Below are 14905 nucleotides of genomic sequence, written 5' to 3'. Positions count from 1 at the left end.
CCGGCAAAACCTGACTCAAAAATCAGGTTTTAGCAAGTCCCATGCCTGAGTATATTCCTCGGACACCGCGCCATACAGTTACCCGATGGCGCAATACAACGGGCGAATGCCTCAGCTGTTGGAAGTGTCGGGGTCGCGCTTGCGCTTGTTGCCCATGCGCACGCCGATGTCCATCAGGAACTGGAAGAAACCTTCCTGATCCTCGAGCACATTGCTCCAGAATGGCGAGTGATAGAGCGCCACGGCACCGTGCACCAGCGCCCAGGAAGCGCAGTAGTGGAAGTAAGGCGGCACGTCTTCCAGCTTGCCTTCGCTGATGCGGCCCTTGATCAGCAGGGTCAGGCGCTCGAAGTTGGAAGCACGGATCTTGTGCAGTTCCTCGACCATCTCCGGCACCTGATTGCCCTTGACCACCTTCTCTTCCAGGCGGTCGAACAACCGGTAGCGCTGCGGATCGCGCATGCGGAACTCGAAGTAGGCCCGAGACAGAGCCTCCTTGTCCTTGTCGACATCGGCAGAGTGCAGCAACTCGTTCAGATCCCGCTCATAGTCGAGCATCAGGCGCAGGTAGATCTCCGCCTTGGACTTGAAATGCTTGTAGATGGTCCCTTTGCCGATACCCACGGCATCCGCAATCATCTCGACGGTGACGCTGTCTTCACCTTGTTCGAGGAACAGCTTGAGCGCGGTATCGAGAATTTCTTGCTCACGGCGACGAAACTCACGGACCTTACGAGGTTCTTTTTGCATAAGAAAAGGTCTGTTCGGGGTCAAAATCGAAGCCGCGTATTATGCCTAACTTGCGCCAAAATGCACGGATCATCCGTCGTTGCCACTGTTTCTGACGTAAAAGCCCTCGAGACGAAAAGACCCAGATGAGTCGCAAACGTCCGGAAAATCCAGTGAATACGGGGCCGGCAAGCGGTTCAAATAGAAAACATCGACAGCTGTAAAGCCTCGTATCAGACCGTAAAGTCTCGATTTTTCTGTAATCGGGTCTCGATACCGGCCTCAGCCCCACACTCGACGAAAATACCGCAATGAGTCGCAATTGCTTCACTGCTTCGCAGGAGTGTTGCCTTTATCAGCATCAGGAAATATTACCGATGAGCCTCGAAAGCTCCATTCAGGACAGGTGAAAGGTCTGAATGTATCGATACCATTGATGGGGATCAGGCTTCTCGGGAAACTAAACTGCAACAGCTTATGTGTTTACCGAAGGGGGAAAATCGTCGAATTCGTGCAAAATTTGCGAAAACAGACTGATTTTTTGGGATTTTCAACGAAATAAGCCCCAAAACACCGCAAATGAGAACTCAACCGAAGCGCTCGTATTCCAAATTTGTTTAAAAAACGAGCAGGAGCAACTGGACTGAATGCAATAGTGATCAATACTTGAACTGTCGGCGGGACATCTCCCCCAAGTGAAACGCCGATCAAGGTACCGAAGGACCGCGTGCCTTAGTTTTACTCCTAATGGTCTTAACCCGGATTCACCCCCCAGAACCCGGGTTTTTTTTGCCTGAAATTTGCTCTTCCACACACCGACGACTCAGGCCTCGCCCTTGACTCGCGCCAGGGGAAACAGACGCTTGAAGTTGGCTGTGGTCTGTTCGGCAAAGGCGTCATAGGCTTCGCCCCGCAACATCGCCAGGAACTCCGCCACTTCACGTACGTACTGCGGCAGGTTGGGCTTGCCGCGATAGGGGATAGGCGCCAGATAAGGTGAATCGGTTTCCACCAGCAAGCGATCGGCAGGCACCTGCCGCGCCACATCGCGCAAAGCGTCGGCATTGCGGAAGGTGACAATGCCCGACAGAGAAATATAGAACCCCAGGTCCAGAGCTGCCTTGGCCATGTCCCAGTCCTCGGTAAAGCAATGCAACACGCCGGCATTGGGCAATGCAGCTTCACGCAACAGCGCCAGCGTATCGGCCCGGGCACCGCGGGTATGCACGACCACCGGCTTGCCAGTCTGCTGCGCGGCCTGCAGGTGCAAACGGAAGGACTCCTGCTGCAACTCGGCCGCTTCCGGCTCGTAGTGATAGTCCAGTCCGGTTTCGCCGATGGCCACCACTCGCGGATGGTTCAATTCATCCAGCAACCAGTCCAGCGCCGGAGCCGCCCCCGGCTGCACATCCAGCGGATGCACCCCCACCGAACAATCGACGTCGTCATAACGCTCGGCCAGCGCTTTGACGTCCGCCGCGTTGTCGGCACTGACGCCAATGCACAGAAAATGCCCGACACCGCGCTGACGGGCGGCATCGAGCGCGGCATCCAGTGAGCCGTCATGGGCGGCAAGGTCGAGACGATCAAGGTGGCAATGGGAATCTACGAGCATAAGAGACTGCAACTACATCCGATAAATGAAAGGGCCGGACTGCACAGTCCGGCCGGATACAGGCTTGATTCTAGGCGCTGCCTGTCAGCGCTGGGTAGGCAACGCCGACCATTGCACCAACAGCGCTTCCAGCAGCAACACGCGATTGAGGTTGGCCTTGCTCAGAACCTTTTGCCGCTGGGCCAGGATCCAGTCCTGGATCGCCAGCACCTTGTCCTGGCCGGACTTTTGCGCCAGGTACTGCAGCACCTTGCGCATGTCCTGCAACCCCAGTCCGTCTTCGTCCTGGGTCAGTTGGTAGCGCAGGATCAGGTTCGACCAGTCACAGAACCAATCGAACAGCAGCAACAAGGGGATGGCATTCCAGGCCTCGGCCAACTGGGTTGGCGACTGTTGCTGCTTGAGCAACTTCTTCACCCCCTCCACCACCAACGCCCGCTGCTCACGCACCCCTTGCGCCTGCAAGCCGACGGCAGCCAGCGGCGATCCCGCCGCGAGGGTCAGCAGCTCCAACCGCTCCTCCTCGGTGCATTCAGGCAAGGCCTGGGACAGCCACTGCTGACTCATTGCCGCGCTGGGCAATGGGCACGCCTGCTGCACACAACGGCTCTTGATGGTGGGCAACAGCCGGCTGGGCTGATGGCTCACCAGCAACAGCACGGTGTCGCCTGAAGGCTCCTCAAGGCTTTTCAAAAGGGCGTTGGAGGCGTTGATGTTCATCGACTCCACAGGCTCGATCAGCACCACCTTGCGTCCGCCCAGCTGCGCAGTCTGGACCACGAAACTCACCAACTCGCGAACCTGGTCGACCTTGATCGCCTTGTCCGCTTCTTCGGGTTCCAGCACGTAATTGTCTGGATGACTACCCGCCTGCAACAACAGACAAGACTTGCACTGACCGCAGGCATCCAGCCCGTCGGGGCGCTGGCACAACAGGCGCGCCATCAGGCGCTCGGCCAGGGCCCGCTTGCCAATTCCCGCCGGACCGTGCAGCAGGTAGGCGTGAGCATGCTGCGCGCGCCCCGCCAACTGTTGCCAGAGGCCGTCCTGCCAGGGAAAGACCTCAGCCACGGGCGCGCTCCAGCAATTGTGGCAGCAAGGCATCCAGGGATTGCTGGACCTGCGCCAGTGGCTGCGCCGCATCCACCAGGAAATAACGCTGCGGAGCAGCTTCAGCACGCTTCAGGTAAGCCTCACGCACCTTCTGGAAAAACGCCTGGCCTTCCTGCTCGAAGCGATCCAGCCGGCCACGGGCACTGGCCCGGGCCAGGCCAACGTCCACTGGCAGGTCAAACACCAGGGTCAGGTCCGGGCGCAGCTGGCCCTGGACGAAATCCTCAAGGGCAGCGATGCGCGCAAGGCTCAGGCCACGACCAGCCCCCTGATAGGCGTAGGTCGAGTCGGTGAAGCGGTCGCACAACACTACCGCGCCCCGGGCCAGTGCCGGGCGAATCACCGAGGCCAGGTGCTGGGCGCGGGCCGCGAATACCAACAGCAGCTCGGTATCGGCGCTCATGACTTCCTCCCCCGGAGTCAGCAACACTTCGCGAATCCGTTCAGCCAGGGGCGTGCCACCAGGCTCGCGGGTCAACAACACTTCGATGCCTGCAGCGCGCAAACGCTCGGCGAGGTACTCGCGGTTGGTGCTTTTGCCGGCACCTTCCGGGCCTTCCAGGGTAATAAACAAGCCAGTCACAGGCAGTCCTTAATCAAAGTCATTGCGGGCGTTTCGGCGCGGGTTCGGGCTCCACCGGAGCCACAGCCGGCGCGGGTGACGCTGGCGGCGAGCTGTCCGGCGCCGCCTGAGGCGCAACTGCCGGCGCCGAACTCTCGGCTTCGGGAGCGGCCGGAGCAGTTACTGGCGCCGGGCTGGAACGATAGTCGGCGCGACGCTTGAGCTGGAACTCGCGCACGGCGCTGTTATGGGCATCCAGATCATCGGAGAACACATGGCTGCCGTCACCCCGGGCAACAAAATACAGGCTCTTGCCCGGCACCGGATTGAGAGCGGCATGAATCGCCTCGCGCCCGACCATAGCAATCGGCGTGGGTGGCAACCCGGCAATCACATAGGTGTTATAGGGCGTGGCTTCCTTGAGATGCGCCCGGGTCAGCTTGCCGGTGTAGCGCTCGCCCAGACCATAGATCACGGTAGGATCGGTCTGCAGCAGCATGCCGATCTGCATGCGCCGTACAAAGACCCCGGCGATCTGTCCACGCTCATGGGGCACGCCGGTTTCCTTTTCCACCAGCGACGCCATGATCAGCGCCTGATAGGGATCACTGTAAGGCGCATCATCAGCCCGCCTGCTCCACTCCTTGGCCAGTACATCGTCCAGGCGGTCGTAGGCTTTTTCCAGAAGTTCGGCATCGGTCATGCCGCGCACAAAACGATAGGTATCGGGGAAGAAACGCCCCTCGGGAAACACGCCGCCGTGTCCGAGCTTCTCCATCACCTGGCTGTCGCTGAGACCGGTCAGGGTCTGTTGCAATTTGTCGCTCTTGGCCAGGGCACTGCGCACCTGACGGAAGGTCCAGCCCTCCACCAGGGTCAGGCTGTACTGCACCACCTCGCCTCGCTGCCAGAGACCGATCAGGCCTTCGGCAGTCATGCCCGGTGTCATGCGGTACTCGCCGCTGTGCAAAGGCTGCCCCGCCAAGTTGAAGCGCCAGTAAAGGCGCAGCCAGAACGCGTCCTGGATCACGCCATCAGCCTGCAGACGATTGAAGGTTCCGGTGGGCGTAGAACCGGCGGGAACATCGAGCAGTTGCTCCTGACTCAGGTTCAGCGGTTGTTCCAGGGCCGAGTGCAATTTCCAGGCACTCGCGCCCAGCAGCAGACCTGCCAGGACCAGTCCGGTTTCCAGCAGGAGCAGAAATTTACGTCTCACGAATCAAGCATCCAGTAGTGCGCGGGTAATGCCCTGCAGTTTACGGGTGAGCGCACCCGCCGACCAGCTCATCCCGGCGCAGCCAAGCACTGGCCAAATGCCGTAGACACTGTTGCAGACGAAGACCTCGTCCGCCTGTTGCAGTTGATCAAGGCTGATATCCGCCACTTCAAAGGGAATGCCTTCTGACTCGGCCTGAAACAAAATTTCAGCGCGCATCACTCCAGCCACACCGCAGCGACTCAGATCAGCCGTCAGGAGACGCCCCTGACTGACCAGAAACAGATTGCTGAATACACCTTCGATCACCCGTCCGGCACCGTCGAGCATCAAGCCTTCAGCGTGCTCGAGATCGCGCCATTCAGCGCGAGCCAGAACCTGTTCAAGGCGATTGAGATGCTTGAGGCCAGCCAACAGCGGCTGCTCGGATAAACGCGTGACACAAGGGAACAGCACAACCCCCTGATCGGCATGAGCCGCCGGATAAGCCGGCAAGGCCCCGCCCTGGAGAATCCGCCGCGCAGCGCCTGCAGGATCGGCGGCATATCCTCGCAGGCTGTCGCCCCGGGTCAGGATCAGCTTGAGCACACCCTCCCCCAGGGCCGCCGCATAGGCCAGCACTTCGTCGCGAATCAGCGCCTGATCCGCGCTCAGCGCCAGACGTCGGCAGCCTTCGGCCAGACGCTGCAAGTGCCGCTCCAGCAGTTGCGGTTGCCCGGATCGGACAGCGATGGTCTCGAACAGACCATCGCCATAGGCCAGGCCGCGGTCCCTGAGCGACAGCGCGTCAGCTGGCCGACCGTCGACCCAGCTTTGCATCACTCGGAGAACCGGCGGAACACCAGGGAGCCGTTGGTGCCACCAAAGCCGAAGGAGTTGGACAGCACCACATCGATGTCCATGCTGCGCGCAGTGTGCGGCACGAAATCGAGGTCGCAACCCTCATCCGGTTCATCCAGGTTGATGGTGGGCGGCGCGGCCTGACTGTTGATTGCCAGTACGCTGAAGATCGCCTCGATCGCCCCGGCGGCACCCAGCAGGTGACCGGTCATGGACTTGGTGGAACTGACCGCGAGCTTGTAGGCATGGTCGCCGAACACGCTCTTGATCGCTTCGGCTTCCGCCAGGTCACCGGCCGGAGTCGAAGTACCGTGGGCGTTGATGTACTGCACTTGATCGACATTGAGCTTGGCGTCACGCAAAGCGTTGGCGATGCAGCGAGCGGCACCGGCGCCATCGGCGGGTGGCGACGTCATGTGATAGGCATCACCGCTCATGCCGAAGCCGATCAGCTCAGCGTAGATGGTGGCGCCACGAGCCTTGGCGTGCTCCAGTTCCTCAAGAACCAGGGCACCCGCACCGTCGGCCAGCACGAAGCCATCACGCCCCTTGTCCCACGGACGGCTGGCACGGGTCGGCTCGTCATTGCGAGTCGACAGCGCACGGGACGCACCGAAGCCCCCCATACCCAGGCCACAGGCGGCCATTTCGGCGCCACCGGCAATCATCACGTCGGCTTCGCCGTAGGCAATGTTGCGCGCGGCCATGCCGATGCAGTGGGTACCAGTGGTACAGGCAGTAGAAATGGCATAGTTCGGCCCCTGGGCACCCAGATGGATAGACAGGAAGCCGGAAATCATATTGATGATCGAACCGGGCACGAAGAACGGAGAAATCCGCCGTGGGCCGGAATCGTGCAGGATGCGGCTGGTTTCTTCGATATTGGTCAAACCGCCAATACCCGACCCCATGGCCACGCCGATGCGCTCACGGTTGGCATCGGTGACTTCCAGGCCGGCGTTACGCACCGCCTGAAACCCGGCCGCCAGACCGTATTGAATGAACAGGTCGAGTTTGCGGGCCTCTTTGGCCGACAGGTACTCCTCGACATTGAAGCCCTTTACCGAGCCGCCAAAACGGGTGGAATAGGCAGAAAGGTCGGTGTGTTCGATCAGACCAATGCCACTTTGGCCAGCCAGAATGCCCTGCCAGCTACTCGGTACATCCGTACCCAGTGGCGACAACATACCCATACCGGTGACTACGACGCGTCTACGCGACACAGCACTCTCCTTTTTCTAATGACGACACTTTGTATCAGGCCTAAAGAAAAAACCGCACGCCGTAACGGCAGTGCGGTTTTTCCATGACAGCAAAAGACGACTACAAACGATTAAGCCTGGTGGCTAGTAACGTAGTCGATAGCTGCTTGAACGGTAGTGATCTTTTCAGCTTCTTCGTCAGGGATTTCGGTCTCGAATTCCTCTTCCAGAGCCATCACCAGCTCAACGGTGTCAAGGGAGTCGGCACCCAGGTCTTCAACGAAGGAAGCGGTGTTCACAACTTCTTCTTCTTTAACGCCCAGTTGCTCAGCAACGATTTTCTTGACGCGCTCTTCGATGGTGCTCATACCTTGTTTTCACTCCTAATGGACAAATTCAGGCAGCTGGCCAGTGGGTAAGTGTATAGAAAGGCTTTTCAGCTTTTCAACTGAAAGCTTCATCCCTCAAACCCTTTGGCCATCTGCCTATAAATTGATTGCAGCTTTATAACGGATTTTAGACAGCTCGTATGACATTTTTTTGAAGCAATCCGTCACATGTGACTCACATATACATCCCGCCGTTGACCGGGATTGTAGCCCCAGTAACGTATGCCGCACCGTCGGATGCCAGAAAAGCGACCACTTGCGCGATCTCTTGAGCCTGACCCAGACGACCCAGCGGAATTTGCGTCAGCAGGGCTTCACGTTGTGCTTCCGGCAACTCGCGGGTCATATCGGTATCGATAAAACCTGGAGCAACCGAGTTCACAGTGATCGACCGCGAACCCACTTCACGCGCCAGGGCACGGCTGAAACCTTCCAGACCGGCTTTGGCGGCGGCGTAGTTTACTTGGCCTGCGTTGCCCATGGCACCCACAACCGAGCCAATACTGATAATTCGCCCCCAACGAGCCTTGGTCATGCCACGCAAAACACCCTTGGACAGGCGATACAGACTATTCAAGTTGGTATCGACCACGTCGTACCACTCGTCATCTTTCATGCGCATCATCAGGTTGTCGCGAGTGATACCGGCATTGTTCACCAGGATCGCCGGCGCACCGAACTGTTCGGTGATGCTGGCCAGAACCGCAGCCACGGACTCGTCGCTGGTGACATTGAGCTCAAGGCCGGTGCCTTGAATGCCATTTTCCTTGAGGGTAGCGGCGATGCGCTCGGCCCCCGAAGCGGAAGTGGCAGTCCCCACCACGGTGGCGCCCATACGCCCCAGCTCAAGCGCGATGGCCTGGCCGATCCCACGGCTAGCGCCGGTCACCAGTGCAACTTTACCTTGCAGACTCATGCAAGCTTCTCCTAGTTCAGGCCAACGCTGCACGAGCGGCAGCGAAAGCATCTGGGGTATTCAGGTTAGAGGTCGACACGCCTTCGGCGCAGCGCTTGTTGAGACCGGCCAGGACCTTGCCCGGACCGCATTCCACCAGCTGGGTGGCGCCCTGGTTCGCCAGGGTCTGCACCGACTCGACCCAGCGCACAGGCTTGTACAGCTGCTCCAGCAAGTCGCGCTTGAGAGTATCGAGGTCGGCCGCCACGGCGGCGCTGACATTCTGTACCAGCGGAATCTGCGGTGCCTGCCAGTTGATCGCAGCAATCGATTCAGCGAAACGCTCAGCCGCAGGGCGCATCAGCTCGCAATGGGACGGCACGCTGACCGGCAATGGCATGGCGCGCTTGGCTCCGCGCGCCTTGCAACCCTCGATAGCACGGTCCACCGCCGCCTTGGCACCGGCGATCACCACCTGGCCCGGGGAGTTGTAGTTCACCGCACTGACCACTTCACCTTGCGCCGCTTCTGCACAGGCCGCCACGACATCGGCGTCGTCCAGACCAAGAATTGCCGCCATGCCGCCTTGACCTGCCGGCACGGCTTCCTGCATCAGCTGACCACGACGCTCGACCAGCTTGACCGCTTCGGCCAGAGTCAGACTGCCAGCGGCCACCAGGGCGCTGTATTCACCCAGACTGTGACCCGCGACGAAGGCCGGACGCGCACCACCCTCAGCCAACCAGACACGCCACAGGGCGATGGAGGCGGTGAGGATGGCCGGTTGAGTCTTGTCGGTTTGATTGAGCAGCTCTTCGGGACCTTGCTGGGTCAGCGCCCAGAGGTCGTAGCCCAGAGCATCGGAGGCTTCCTTGAAGGTATCGAGGATCAGTGGGTACTGCGCGCCCAACTCGGCCAACATGCCGAGGGACTGCGAGCCCTGTCCTGGAAAGACGAATGCGAGGGATGCAGACATGTAACAAGCCCCTAATGATCTTGTCGTCGGAGAATTGACGTCACACCGCGGTGGACGCAAGAAACTGACAGTTGGATGGCCAATTGAACTGAGCGGTCACATTTAAGCACTCCACAGGATAAACGCCTAAAGCAACAGATCTTCAAGGCGCCCATGCAGGCGTCGCGGCAGGTCTTCCTGGATTTCGATCAATGCACGCTGAATCGCACTCTGGAACCCCTGAACGCCCGCAGAACCGTGGCTTTTCACCACTATTCCCTGCAACCCGAGAAAGCTCGCACCATTGTGCCGAGCCGGCGCTAGGTCCGCCTGTAATCGCCGCATCAGCGGCAAGGCCAGCACACCTACGGCCCGGGATAGCAGATTGCGCCTGAACAATGCCTCGATACGAGCAGCAATCATGGTGGCCAGCCCCTCGCTGGACTTGAGCAGGATGTTGCCGACAAAACCGTCGCACACCACCACATCCGCCTCGCCGCGATACAACCCGTCACCTTCAACGAAGCCTATGTAGTTCAGCCCTCGCGCCTGCTGAAGCAGACTCGCCGCCAGCTTGACCTGCTGATTACCCTTGATGTCTTCGGTACCGATATTCAGCAAGGCCACTCTTGGTCGCACGATGCCCAGGCTTTGTGCCGCAACCGACCCCATGATTGCGAACTGCAACAGGTGCTCGGCACTGCAATCGACGTTGGCCCCCAGGTCCAGCAACTGGCAATAGCCGCGCTGAGTGGGAATGGCAGCCACCATCGCCGGACGATCGATGCCGGGCAGGGTCTTGAGTACGTAACGCGACAGAGCCATCAGCGCCCCGGTATTACCTGCACTGACGCAAGCCTGGACCTTTTCATCCCGCAACAACTCAAGCGCCACCCGCATCGACGAATCAGGCTTGCCACGCAATGCCTGGGCAGGCTTCTCGTCCATGGCAATCACTTCGCTTGCCGGAGTAATCGTCAGGCGCGCGCGATCCACGGCCGAATGACCGGAGAGCAGCTCTTCAAGTAGGGAGGGTTGACCGACCAGGGTCAGATGCAGCGAGGGGGTAGCAGACAGGCAAGCAATACTGGCCTGAACAATGCTGCGGGGACCGAAGTCCCCGCCCATTGCGTCAATCGCGATGACTTGAGCGGACAAGGATTACTCGTCAGCGCCCTTGTCGATCACTTTACGACCACGGTATACGCCTTCTGGCGATACGTGGTGACGCAGGTGAACTTCACCGGTGGTCTTTTCTACGGACAGGGTGCTAGCCTCGAGAGCATCGTGGGAGCGACGCATGTCACGGGCAGAGCGGGATTTTTTGTTCTGCTGAACAGCCATAATTGATTAACTCCTAAACGTTTGGGTCACGCTTTAACTGCGCCAATACACTGAACGGGTTGGACCGCGTTACCTCGTCCTCGCTCGGTTCGGGCTCATCGAGCCCCGCCGGCTGCTGGCATTCTTCCGGATGATGAGCAGGCACGATGGGCAAGGCAAGCAAAAGCTCTTCCTCGACCAACGCCTGCAGATCCAAAGGATCTTCGCCCAGTTCCAGCACGTCATAACCTTTCGGCAACGACTGGGTATTCGCACCCTCCTTCACCACGGCATAACTGCACTCGCTGTGGATCGGCAGGGTGACCAGCTCAAGACAACGCTGGCAAACCATTTTGACTTCGACGTCGATGGAGCTGTGGATAACTACAGCTTTACGCTCGTCACGCTCGAAAACGAATTTAGCCTGCACCGTACCGACATTGTCGGAAAGCGGGTCGCAGAGTCTCTCCAAATCGGCCAGCAGCAGTTCACCTTGAAGGGTGGTGCCACGGTCAGCCAATTTGCGCGGGTCAACGTGAGGTGGAATCGGGTCATTCAACATAGGCGCAGCATTATAGGGATGCCCCCGGCCATGTCAAAGGAAATTCAGCCCTGTCCGTCACTTGCGAGCCCCGCTAGAATTCCCGCCCCACCCCAGGAGATGCGCATGCTGCCTTTATTACTAGCTTCGAGCTCGGTGTACCGCCGAGAATTGCTCTCTCGCCTGCAACTCCCCTTCACTTGCAGCTCTCCTGACATTGACGAAAGCCACCGCCCCGGCGAGCACGCCATAGAGCTGGTGAAGCGCCTGGCGGAGGAAAAGGCCCGCGCCCTCGCAACCACCCACCCAGCACACCTGATCATCGGCTCGGATCAGGTGGCGGTACTGGGAGAGCGCATCATCGGCAAGCCTCACACCTTCGACAAGGCCCGCCAGCAGTTGCTGGACGCCAGCGGCGCGAGCGTGACCTTCCTCACCGGCCTGGCCCTGCTCAACAGCAAGAGCGGCCAATGCCAAGTGGACTGCATCCCCTTTACGGTCAACATGCGCCACCTCGACAGCGCCCGCATCGAACGCTACCTACACGCAGAGCAGCCCTTCGACTGCGCCGGCAGCTTCAAGGCCGAAGGCCTGGGTGTCAGCCTGTTCCAGAGCACCGCCGGCAGCGATGCCACCAGCCTCATAGGACTGCCACTGATCCGCCTGGTGGACATGCTACTGGCCGAAGGCGTGGAACTGCCCTGAGCAGACACTAAAAAGCCGGCACTGCGGCCGGCTTTTTTACCCCCCCCGAAGTCAACGCAAGGTTGGCCCCTGAAAGCCCATCCACATGGCGATCTGCTCAGCCACGCTGGCGCCTAGCTTCTTCGAGAAACGATCGAAAGGCGATTCCTGAACAGTAAAATCCACCACTTCCTTCTCGCCGATCACATCCCGCGCCACCGAACTGGTGCTGCCCAGGCCGTCAATCAAGCCCAACTGCAGTGCCTGCTCACCAGACCAGACCAACCCGGAGAACAGCTCAGGATGCTCCTTATCCTTGAGACGCTCACCACGCCCCTGCTTGACGCTGGCGATGAACTGACGATGAGTTGTATCCAGCACACCTTGCCAGAACTGGGTCTCTTCAGGCTTTTGCGGCTGAAACGGATCAAGGAACGACTTGTGCTCGCCAGAGGTGTAGGTACGGCGCTCGACCCCCAGCTTCTCCATGGCACCGACAAAACCGTAACCGGCAGCCGTAACCCCAATGGAGCCCACCAGACTCGCCTTGTCGGCATAGATCTGATCAGCAGCACTGGCAATGTAATAAGCGCCAGAAGCACCGAGATCAGAAATCACCGCATAAACCTTGGTGTCCTTGTGCAGAGCCCGTAAACGGCGAATCTCGTCATAAACATAGCCAGACTGCACCGGACTGCCGCCAGGACTGTTGATACGTAAAACAATGCCCTTGACCTTGGGATCATCAAAGGCCGTGCGCAAGCTACCGACGATATTGTCTGCACTTGCAGACTCCTTGTCGGCAATCACCCCCGTGACATCGATCACTGCGGTGTAGCTACCACCACGAGCGGCGCTCTTCTCCATGGTCATCAACGGAGTAAACAACGCCAGCGCGACAAACAGGTACACAAAGGTCAGCAGCTTGAAGAAAATCCCCCAACGCCGCGAACGACGCTGCTCCTGAACACTGGCCAGGAGGGTCTTTTCCAACAACTGCCAGCTTTTATCGTCACCACCTTCAGCGCCGGCCTTGCTTGGCGCCTTCCATTCATCAGACATGCTTGCTACCCCAACGAAAACTTAATCGACACCCTGACTGAGCCAGGTGTGCAACTCAGGAAAACGGTCGATGGACAGGCGCGGCTCAAACGCCTGCAAGGCCTCAATGGACTGAGCACCGTAGCTAACCGCCACCGAATCCATGCCAGCATTACGCGCCATCAACAGATCGAAGGACGAATCCCCGACCATCAATGCCTGCCGAGGCCCAACACCGCAATGAGCAAGAATCTCCTCCAGCATCAAGGGATGGGGCTTGCTGGCAGTCTCATCGGCGGCCCGGGTGATATCGAAATACTCTTCCCAGCCATGAGACTTCAGCACCCGATCCAAGCCCCGGCGCGCCTTGCCCGTAGCGACCGCCAACCGATAACCCTCAGCCCGAAAGGCCTCAAGAGACGACACCACTCCAGCAAACAACGGTGAAGGCTCAGCCTCAAGCGCGATGTAGTGTTCCGCGTAATGCTGACGAAAGGCGACCAACTGGCCGTCGTCGATTTCCGGATACAAGGTACGAATCGCCTCCGGCAACCCAAGCCCGATGATGCCCTTGACGGCAAAATCATCACGCCGAGGAAAACCGGATCGATCGGCAGATACGTGCATCGACTCAACAATCCGACCAATGGAGTCAGCCAGAGTGCCGTCCCAATCGAAGATCAGCAGTTGGTAATCAGGGTGCACTCAAGCGCTCCACGGTTTTGGCCCACATGTCGTCCACTGGGGCCTGCAACTTCAGCTCACCACCATCCGGCAGCGGCACCGTCAACATATAGGCATGGAGAAACAGGCGCTTACCGCCCAACTCGCGAATCTCACGAGTGAAATCATCGTCGCCGTACTTGCTGTCGCCGGCGATGCAGTGCCCGGCGTGCAGGGTGTGCACACGAATCTGATGCGTACGCCCGGTGACCGGCTTGGCCTCGACCATAGTGGCGAACTCACCGAAGCGGCGCAGCACCTTGAACACCGTCAAGGCCTCCTTGCCCTCCTCGTTCACTTCCACCATGCGCTCGCCTGAGCGCAGATTGCTCTTGAGCAACGGCGCCCGCACCTGCTTCAGCGCAGTAGCCCAGTGACCACGAACCAGAGCCATATAGCGCTTATCCACACCATCACCGCGCAAAGCGGCATGCAGGTGGCGCAACATGCTGCGCTTCTTCGCGATCATCAACAGGCCAGAAGTATCGCGATCAAGGCGATGCACCAGCTCCAGTTCCTTGGCATCCGGACGCAACTGACGAAAGGCTTCGATCACCCCGAAATTCAGGCCGCTTCCGCCATGCACAGCAATGCCTGCAGGCTTGTTGATCACAATCAGGGCCTTGTCTTCGAAGACGATCGACGCCTCAAGACGCTGCAGCAAACCTTGCGCCAGCGGCACCGGCTCGTCGCGCTCAGGCACGCGCACCGGCGGCACGCGCACCACATCACCCGCCTGCAGCTTGTATTCGGGCTTGATCCGCCCCTTGTTCACCCGCACTTCGCCTTTGCGCAAGATGCGATAAATCAAGGTCTTGGGCACGCCTTTGAGCCGAGCGAGAAGGAAGTTATCAATTCGTTGGCCGGCATATTCCGGCGAGACCTCAAGCATTTGAACGCCTGGGGTCGAGGGGGCAGTAGTCGTCATGGCGCGAATGATAACAATTTTTTATGGATTTGAAGCACTTAATGATTGCTGCTATAGTCGCGAACGCCGCCAAAAGCGGCTGGACAGCGGAACAGCGGCAACTAGCCGGCCCTGACCAACGCAATTCATAAGGACGCAAGGCCGTCCTA

The 14905-nt window shown here is 59.3% G+C and carries 17 protein-coding genes; 1 reads left to right on the top strand and 16 read right to left on the bottom strand.

The features are described 5' to 3' along the window. Window positions 1–111: 111 nt before the first annotated feature. The 13 genes from WIN67_RS09260 to WIN67_RS09200 all read right to left on the bottom strand — a co-directional run bounded on the left by WIN67_RS09260 (window position 112) and on the right by WIN67_RS09200 (window position 11401). On the bottom strand, window positions 112–750 hold the full coding sequence (locus WIN67_RS09260; RefSeq protein ID WP_011060125.1) for a TetR/AcrR family transcriptional regulator: 639 nt from the start codon (window positions 748–750) through the stop codon (window positions 112–114). 802 nt (window positions 751–1552) lie between these two features. Then, the gene (locus WIN67_RS09255) at window positions 1553–2344 is read right to left on the bottom strand and encodes a TatD family hydrolase (RefSeq protein ID WP_102878936.1); all 792 of its coding nucleotides are present in this window, start codon (window positions 2342–2344) and stop codon (window positions 1553–1555) included. 84 nt (window positions 2345–2428) lie between these two features. Next, window positions 2429–3415: a DNA polymerase III subunit delta' gene (locus WIN67_RS09250; RefSeq protein WP_102878935.1), complete on the bottom strand. Its 987-nt coding sequence runs from the start codon at window positions 3413–3415 to the stop codon at window positions 2429–2431. Continuing rightward, window positions 3408–4040: a dTMP kinase gene (tmk, locus tag WIN67_RS09245; protein ID WP_102863907.1), complete on the bottom strand. Its 633-nt coding sequence runs from the start codon at window positions 4038–4040 to the stop codon at window positions 3408–3410. Before tmk ends, WIN67_RS09250 begins: the two co-directional genes overlap by 8 nt. 19 nt (window positions 4041–4059) lie before the next feature. Then, complete coding sequence (gene mltG, locus WIN67_RS09240; protein WP_339071052.1) at window positions 4060–5235, bottom strand: endolytic transglycosylase MltG; 1176 nt, start codon at window positions 5233–5235, stop codon at window positions 4060–4062. A 3-nt stretch (window positions 5236–5238) separates the two neighbouring features. After that, window positions 5239–6054 (bottom strand): aminodeoxychorismate lyase, encoded by an 816-nt coding sequence (pabC, locus tag WIN67_RS09235; RefSeq protein WP_339071050.1) that lies wholly within the window; start codon window positions 6052–6054, stop codon window positions 5239–5241. Beyond that, a complete protein-coding gene (fabF, locus tag WIN67_RS09230; RefSeq protein WP_102863910.1) occupies window positions 6054–7298 on the bottom strand; it encodes a beta-ketoacyl-ACP synthase II in 1245 nt (414 codons plus the stop codon). The genes pabC and fabF overlap by 1 nt, the downstream gene beginning before the upstream one ends. Before the next feature lie 110 nt (window positions 7299–7408). Beyond that, window positions 7409–7645 carry an acyl carrier protein gene (gene acpP, locus WIN67_RS09225; protein ID WP_003175607.1) on the bottom strand — a complete coding sequence of 79 codons (237 nt, stop codon included), beginning with the start codon at window positions 7643–7645 and terminating at the stop codon, window positions 7409–7411. A 196-nt stretch (window positions 7646–7841) separates the two neighbouring features. Beyond that, complete coding sequence (fabG, locus tag WIN67_RS09220) at window positions 7842–8582, bottom strand: 3-oxoacyl-ACP reductase FabG (RefSeq protein WP_011060118.1); 741 nt, start codon at window positions 8580–8582, stop codon at window positions 7842–7844. Window positions 8583–8598: 16 nt separating this feature from the next. Further along, complete coding sequence (fabD, locus tag WIN67_RS09215; RefSeq protein WP_102863911.1) at window positions 8599–9537, bottom strand: ACP S-malonyltransferase; 939 nt, start codon at window positions 9535–9537, stop codon at window positions 8599–8601. Between the two features lie 126 nt (window positions 9538–9663). Then, window positions 9664–10674, bottom strand: coding sequence for a phosphate acyltransferase PlsX (gene plsX / locus WIN67_RS09210; protein ID WP_102863912.1), 1011 nt, complete (start codon window positions 10672–10674; stop codon window positions 9664–9666). 3 nt (window positions 10675–10677) lie between these two features. After that, window positions 10678–10860, bottom strand: a complete 183-nt coding sequence (rpmF, locus tag WIN67_RS09205; RefSeq protein WP_003179396.1) for a 50S ribosomal protein L32 — start codon at window positions 10858–10860, stop codon at window positions 10678–10680. 13 nt (window positions 10861–10873) lie between these two features. Further along, window positions 10874–11401, bottom strand: a complete 528-nt coding sequence (locus tag WIN67_RS09200; protein ID WP_011060115.1) for a YceD family protein — start codon at window positions 11399–11401, stop codon at window positions 10874–10876. 105 nt (window positions 11402–11506) lie between these two features. On the opposite strand from WIN67_RS09200, the gene WIN67_RS09195 reads away from it, so the two are divergent. Then, entirely contained in the window at window positions 11507–12085 is a 579-nt protein-coding gene (locus WIN67_RS09195; RefSeq protein WP_102878931.1) for a Maf family protein, read from the top strand. A gap of 51 nt (window positions 12086–12136) precedes the next feature. Here the strand turns inward: WIN67_RS09195 and sppA are convergent, their stop codons facing one another. Genes sppA through rluC form a run of 3 tightly spaced genes read right to left on the bottom strand, consistent with a single transcriptional unit; the run spans window position 12137 to window position 14756 of the window. Next, window positions 12137–13126, bottom strand: a complete 990-nt coding sequence (sppA, locus tag WIN67_RS09190) for a signal peptide peptidase SppA (RefSeq protein WP_102863914.1) — start codon at window positions 13124–13126, stop codon at window positions 12137–12139. Window positions 13127–13147: 21 nt separating this feature from the next. Continuing rightward, window positions 13148–13810, bottom strand: a complete 663-nt coding sequence (locus WIN67_RS09185) for an HAD-IA family hydrolase (protein WP_110652130.1) — start codon at window positions 13808–13810, stop codon at window positions 13148–13150. Then, on the bottom strand, window positions 13800–14756 hold the full coding sequence (rluC, locus tag WIN67_RS09180) for a 23S rRNA pseudouridine(955/2504/2580) synthase RluC (RefSeq protein ID WP_102863916.1): 957 nt from the start codon (window positions 14754–14756) through the stop codon (window positions 13800–13802). The genes WIN67_RS09185 and rluC overlap by 11 nt, the downstream gene beginning before the upstream one ends. Between the last annotated feature and the right edge of the window lie 149 nt (window positions 14757–14905).

The sequence above is a fragment of the Pseudomonas idahonensis genome, assembly GCF_037903935.1.
Taxonomy (GTDB): domain Bacteria; phylum Pseudomonadota; class Gammaproteobacteria; order Pseudomonadales; family Pseudomonadaceae; genus Aquipseudomonas; species Aquipseudomonas danubii.
The sequence above is the reverse complement of the archived record's forward strand: the minus strand, read 5'-3'. Positions and strand labels throughout refer to the sequence as shown.

Bases quoted from the DNA above. Each gene is read 5' to 3' on its own strand.
- fabG (WP_011060118.1), bottom strand. From the start codon at position 8,582: ATGAGTCTGCAAGGTAAAGTTGCACTGGTGACCGGCGCTAGCCGTGGG.
- rluC (WP_102863916.1), bottom strand. From the start codon at position 14,756: ATGACGACTACTGCCCCCTCGACCCCAGGCGTTCAAATGCTTGAGGTC.
- sppA (WP_102863914.1), bottom strand. From the start codon at position 13,126: ATGTCTGATGAATGGAAGGCGCCAAGCAAGGCCGGCGCTGAAGGTGGT.
- fabD (WP_102863911.1), bottom strand. From the start codon at position 9,537: ATGTCTGCATCCCTCGCATTCGTCTTTCCAGGACAGGGCTCGCAGTCC.
- WIN67_RS09255 (WP_102878936.1), bottom strand. From the start codon at position 2,344: ATGCTCGTAGATTCCCATTGCCACCTTGATCGTCTCGACCTTGCCGCC.
- rpmF (WP_003179396.1), bottom strand. From the start codon at position 10,860: ATGGCTGTTCAGCAGAACAAAAAATCCCGCTCTGCCCGTGACATGCGT.
- WIN67_RS09195 (WP_102878931.1), top strand. From the start codon at position 11,507: ATGCTGCCTTTATTACTAGCTTCGAGCTCGGTGTACCGCCGAGAATTG.
- pabC (WP_339071050.1), bottom strand. From the start codon at position 6,054: ATGCAAAGCTGGGTCGACGGTCGGCCAGCTGACGCGCTGTCGCTCAGG.
- WIN67_RS09260 (WP_011060125.1), bottom strand. From the start codon at position 750: ATGCAAAAAGAACCTCGTAAGGTCCGTGAGTTTCGTCGCCGTGAGCAA.
- WIN67_RS09200 (WP_011060115.1), bottom strand. From the start codon at position 11,401: ATGTTGAATGACCCGATTCCACCTCACGTTGACCCGCGCAAATTGGCT.
- acpP (WP_003175607.1), bottom strand. From the start codon at position 7,645: ATGAGCACCATCGAAGAGCGCGTCAAGAAAATCGTTGCTGAGCAACTG.